Genomic DNA, 4,958 nt, shown 5'->3' with positions numbered 1-4,958 from the left:
GGAGTTGCACGGTGACCCAGCTGGTGGCCTCGGTCGGGTGCGCACTTCTACCCGCTGACGACCGTCGGTTCCGACCCCGGTGACGAGGTCCGTGCCGATTCAGTCCGTGAGGTCGGTGGTCGTCGATACCGTCGACGCGCGGGACTGCGGAGATCGCTCCTGCCGGTACTGGCCCGGGGTGCAACCGAATTGTGCGCGAAAGGCCTTGGCCATGTGGGCGGAGTCCGCGTACCCCCAGCGTGCCGCGAGCTCGCCGATCGGCCGACGGTGGTCGCCGCTGAGCAGGTCATGGCTGCAGGCGTGGAGACGGCGCTGGCGAACGGCCGCGCCGAAGGTGGTGCCGGATCGTTCGAAGACCTTGTGCAGCGTGCGTACCGAGACGTTGATGGCTCGGGCGGTCCCGGCGGCCGATACCGGCCCGAGCGGCAGATGCGTGTCGATGTAATGGACCGCGGCGGCGTGACGAGCGGCGTTGTCGACGTGACTCGAGTCAGGCGTCGGAGATTGCCGGGCTCCCGCCAGTACGGCGCGGATGACGGCGGTGTGAGCAGCTCCGAGCATCTGACGTTCGGCCGCGTTCTCGACGCTGCCTGCCGACTGCCACGTCGAGGTCATGAGGGTGCGCGCGATGTTCGCGCTACCACGATCGCCGGTGAAAGTCGTTGCGGTGGCTGCTCGAGATGGGTCGGATACGAGGTCGGCGACAGACTCTCGCGGGAGCCGGAACGACAGCACACGCCATAGCTGTGTTGAGTCCTCGGGCTCCACGAATTCGAGGCTGTAGGGGCGTGTGGAGTCCACGATGGCGAACTCGCCGCGTCCCACGACGCAGCGGCGGCCATCCTGCTCGGTCAGGCACTGCCCATCGATCTGCAGGTTCACGAAGATCACGTCGTCCGCGGTTCGGGAAACCTCTCGTTCGCCGTGATCGACCCGCTGAGTGCATGACGCGATCTCGGCGGCATTCGAGGTACCGATGGGCAACGAACGCACCCAACCGGGGAGGCCGGTGCTGACGCGGCTGCGCTCCAGGTGGTCGCGTGAGCGTGACGGCGCCAGTGGCGTGAATGCCTGGCACAGCACGTCGGCCCAATAGCCGACCTGGTCGGCGGCCCCCAACTCTGTGGTCGTCCAAAAGTCTGTCATTGCGCACTCCGCGATCCGCCGCCGCCAGGTCTCGTACGGCCACTGGGTCCACCCAACCGCATCGACGGGCTCCTCGCCTGTCGAACGGAATATCGGTGCAGAAATCTACTGCGAACTGCGCAGACAGATCCAAGACCGGCGACCCGAGGTCGGGCACAGTTCTCGGCATGTGACCCGGCGCACATCGCCTCCCCGGTCACTGTCGAAAGGAAGGAATGCCATGTCGTTGAGTTTCGAGCTCAGCTCTGAACAGATGGCCGTTCGTACTCAGGCACGCCACGTCGCCGACACGGTGCTGTCGCAGGTCGCCGGCGCCATCAGCTCGTTGGACAAGCCTGAGGACCGGTTTTACGCGTTGCTGCCCATCTACAAGCAACTTGTCGGAATGGGCTTCCTGAAAGGGTTGGTGCCCAACGAGTATGGCGGCGCCTACTTCGACAACCTGACGTTCGCACTGGCTGCTGAGGAACTGGCTCGGGTCGACGTGAACGTGCCCTCGGCCCTTCTCGGTACCGGACTGGGGCTCAACCCGATCATCAATTTCGGCACCGAGGAGCAGAAGCAACGGTGGCTGCCCCTGTTCTGCGGCGACGAACCTCGCCTTGCGGCGATCGCCTACACCGAGGTCACCGGGGGAGCGAACTACGATTCACCCGATCCGACCGTCGGCATTCAGACGTTCGCGATTCGTGACGGAGACGAATGGGTCATCAACGGCGCCAAGCACTACACCACCAACGCCTCAGGTTGGGACGGACTCGGCGCAGACCTGATCAGCGTGGTGTGCCGCACCGACCCGGCGTTGCCGCCCGCCGAATCCCTGGCCGTGATCGTCGTCGAACGGGGCACGCCCGGAGTGTCGATCACCGGAATGATCGACACCATGGGCCACCGGGCGACCAACTCTCCGCGTGTCGAATTCTCCGACGTCCGTGTTCCGGTCGGCAACCTCATCGGCCACCCCGGTGATGGGCTCGACATCGTGGCCACCGCCTTCTCGTGGACCTGTTCGTCCATCGGTGCCGCGTGCGTCGGGCGGATGCGCGCAGCCTTCGACTACGCCTATCAGTTCACGACCACCGATCATCGGTCCGGACCCGTCCCGGTCATCGATTACCAGAACGCCGGGTACATGCTCGCCGACATCAAAACCCGGATCGAAGCCGTGCGCTATTTCGCCTGGAAGGCCGCAGACCACTTCGATCGCACCGGCGGCAAGGATCGTGAACTGGCCAACGGCGTCAAGATCTTCGCCTCGGAAACCGCCGTACAGACCGTCTACGACGCCATGCGCCTCGTGGGTGTCGACGCGTACACCAACCTCACCCCGATCGCGTCGATCATGGAAGACGTGCTGTGTTTTCCCGTCTATGACGGCGGCAACATGGGCGTCCGGCGCCGCAACCTGCACAAACTCTTGAAAGACCCCTCGTTCGACCCGCTTGCCGCCGCCGAAAACCGTCTGACGACCGGCCATCACTCGTCGGATCGGTGACTCCGCCCGAACAGGGATCCGCAACTCTCCCCGTCCGGCATTCAGTCCACCTCCACGATCTTTCCTGCATCCGGATTCGGCCGCAGTGCCATCCGATTACCGAAGCGAGACAACCACATGACCCTGATCGAAGCCGAGTCCGTGACACTGCCCGCGAGTGTCACAGACTTTCTCAGTCGCCCGGTCCGCCACTTCATCGACGGAGTCGACGTCGCGTCGCTGTCGAACGATTCGTTCCCCACTGTCAATCCGTCGAATGGTGCCACGCTCGCGAATGTGGCACGTGGTAGCGCTGCCGAGGTCGACCAAGCGGTCTCGGCGGCACGTAAGGCGCTCGATGGCCCGTGGAGCCGCATGAGCGGGTCGCAACGCAGCAAAATCCTCTGGCGTGTAGGAGAACTCATCGCGGACAGGGCTGAAGAGTTCGCCATCCTCGAGGCACTCGACAGTGGAAAACCTGCCGGCTACGCACGCGCCGTCGACATCCCTCTCACCGTCGACTGGTTCCAGTACTTTGCCGGATGGCCCACCAAACTCGAGGGAACCACCATCCCGGTGTCGGCGGTGGCGACCCCCGGGAACTACTTCGCCTACACGGTTCGTGAGCCGATCGGCGTGGTCGCCGCAGTCATCGCCTGGAACTTCCCACTGATGCTCGCCGCATGGAAGCTCGCGCCAGCCTTGGCCGCCGGCAACACGGTCATCCTCAAACCTGCCGAGCAAACACCCCTCACCGCGACGCTTCTCGGCGAACTGATGCGCGAGGCCGGTGTACCCGAAGGGGTGGTCAACATCGTCCACGGCTACGGTCACGAAGTCGGTGCCGCGCTCGCGGCCCATCCCGGCGTGGACAAGATCTCTTTCACCGGCTCCAGCGAAGTGGGCAAGAGCATCATCCAGGCGGCGAGCGGCAACCTGAAGAAGGTGACCCTGGAACTGGGCGGAAAATCGCCCAATGTCATCTTCGCCGACGCCGACCTCGACGCGGCCATCGCCGGTGCCGCGAACGCCATCTTCTTCAACCAGGGCGAAGCCTGTGAGGCCGGATCGCGACTCTTCGTCGAGAAAGCCGTGTACGACCGCGTGGTCGAAGGGGTTTCTGCTGCGGCGGCCCAACTCAACGTCGGAGACAGCCTCGCGCCGACCACACAGATCGGGCCACTGGTGTCCCAACGGCAACTCGAGCGCGTGCTCGGTTACCTCGACACCGGTCGCACCGAGGGGGCGACGACGGTCACCGGAGGCAAGCGCAAGGGGGAAGTCGGTTACTTCGTCGAACCGACGGTCCTGACCGATGTCACACCCACGATGCGGGTCGTCAGCGAAGAGATATTCGGTCCCGTGGTCACGGTCACGGCTTTCGACGACGGCGACGACCTGCTCCGCGCGGCCAACGACACGACTTACGGCCTGGCGGCTGCGGTGTGGACCACCGATCTGGCGAAGGCGCACAACGTGGCCTCGGGATTCAAAGCCGGCACGGTGTGGATCAACAGCTACCACGTACTCGACCCGGCCTTGCCGTTCGGAGGCTACAAACAGTCGGGCTGGGGACGTGAACACGGCGCCGCGGTCTTCGACGCGTACACCGAGACGAAAACGGTCATCCTCAACCGGGGCTGACACGACGATCTGCTCATTCGCGACCGAAGTGCCGAAGTCCCGAGGTCACGCCGAGCGGCGCTGACTTCGGGCGGACGCGGACCCTGGACACCCCGCACGTGAGTTCGCGAGCGGTGCTGGGGTGGCCGCGACGCACGAAAGTACGATATGTTGACTGTCACTGACGTATCTACTTCTTGAGTGGCCGATGACGGCGAGGGTTGTGGCAATGAGCGTGACCGATGATCAGCAGAGTCGTGAGCTGGTGTTCGCCGCGTTGGCGGATCAGGTTCGCCGCCAGATTCTCGACACGCTTGCGTCGCACGGCGAATGCAGTGCTGGTTTCATCAGCGATCAGATCTCATCGGTCGGCCGCACCACGGTGTCGACTCACCTCAAGGCGCTGAAGCTGTCGGGAGTCGTCGTCGAGCGACGCTCGGGACGGCACCGTTACTTCTCCATCGATCCTGCCGGACCGGCGAATGATGCCTTGCAGTTCTTGCAAGGTGTGCTCGAGCGGGCCCTGAGTTTGGATGAGGACGCTCGAACCGGCGATGTGCGCGACGACAGCGGATCACGCGTGCGGCGCCGAGCCTGACCTTCTGTCTGTCGCCGGCTACCCGGGGTGGTGTTCTGTGCCGACTCTTTCTGTGACTGCCCAGATCTCGACTGTCGACCCGCCAGAAGCCGCCTTCCGTCGATTCGCTGACGGCGG

The 4,958-nt window shown here is 64.5% G+C and carries 4 protein-coding genes; 3 read left to right on the top strand and 1 reads right to left on the bottom strand.

The window, feature by feature from the left end; genetic code table 11:
• Nucleotides 1-99: 99 nt before the first annotated feature.
• Complete coding sequence (locus AC3B6C_RS21380; protein ID WP_488374048.1) at nt 100-1,146, bottom strand: helix-turn-helix domain-containing protein; 1,047 nt, start codon at nt 1,144-1,146, stop codon at nt 100-102.
• A 220-nt stretch (nt 1,147-1,366) separates the two neighbouring features.
• Between AC3B6C_RS21380 and AC3B6C_RS21375 the strand changes: the two genes are divergently transcribed.
• From AC3B6C_RS21375 to AC3B6C_RS21365, 3 genes are all read left to right on the top strand, one after another.
• The gene (locus AC3B6C_RS21375) at nt 1,367-2,641 is read left to right on the top strand and encodes an acyl-CoA dehydrogenase family protein (protein ID WP_488374047.1); all 1,275 of its coding nucleotides are present in this window, start codon (nt 1,367-1,369) and stop codon (nt 2,639-2,641) included.
• 117 nt (nt 2,642-2,758) lie between these two features.
• Nucleotides 2,759-4,264 carry an aldehyde dehydrogenase family protein gene (locus tag AC3B6C_RS21370; protein WP_488374046.1) on the top strand — a complete coding sequence of 502 codons (1,506 nt, stop codon included), beginning with the start codon at nt 2,759-2,761 and terminating at the stop codon, nt 4,262-4,264.
• A gap of 208 nt (nt 4,265-4,472) precedes the next feature.
• A complete protein-coding gene (locus tag AC3B6C_RS21365; RefSeq protein WP_055476544.1) occupies nt 4,473-4,841 on the top strand; it encodes an ArsR/SmtB family transcription factor in 369 nt (122 codons plus the stop codon).
• The last annotated feature ends 117 nt before the right edge of the window (nt 4,842-4,958 follow it).

Source organism: Gordonia sp. 11cp, from assembly GCF_057767225.1.
This window is presented reverse-complemented; position numbering and strand designations above follow the sequence as displayed.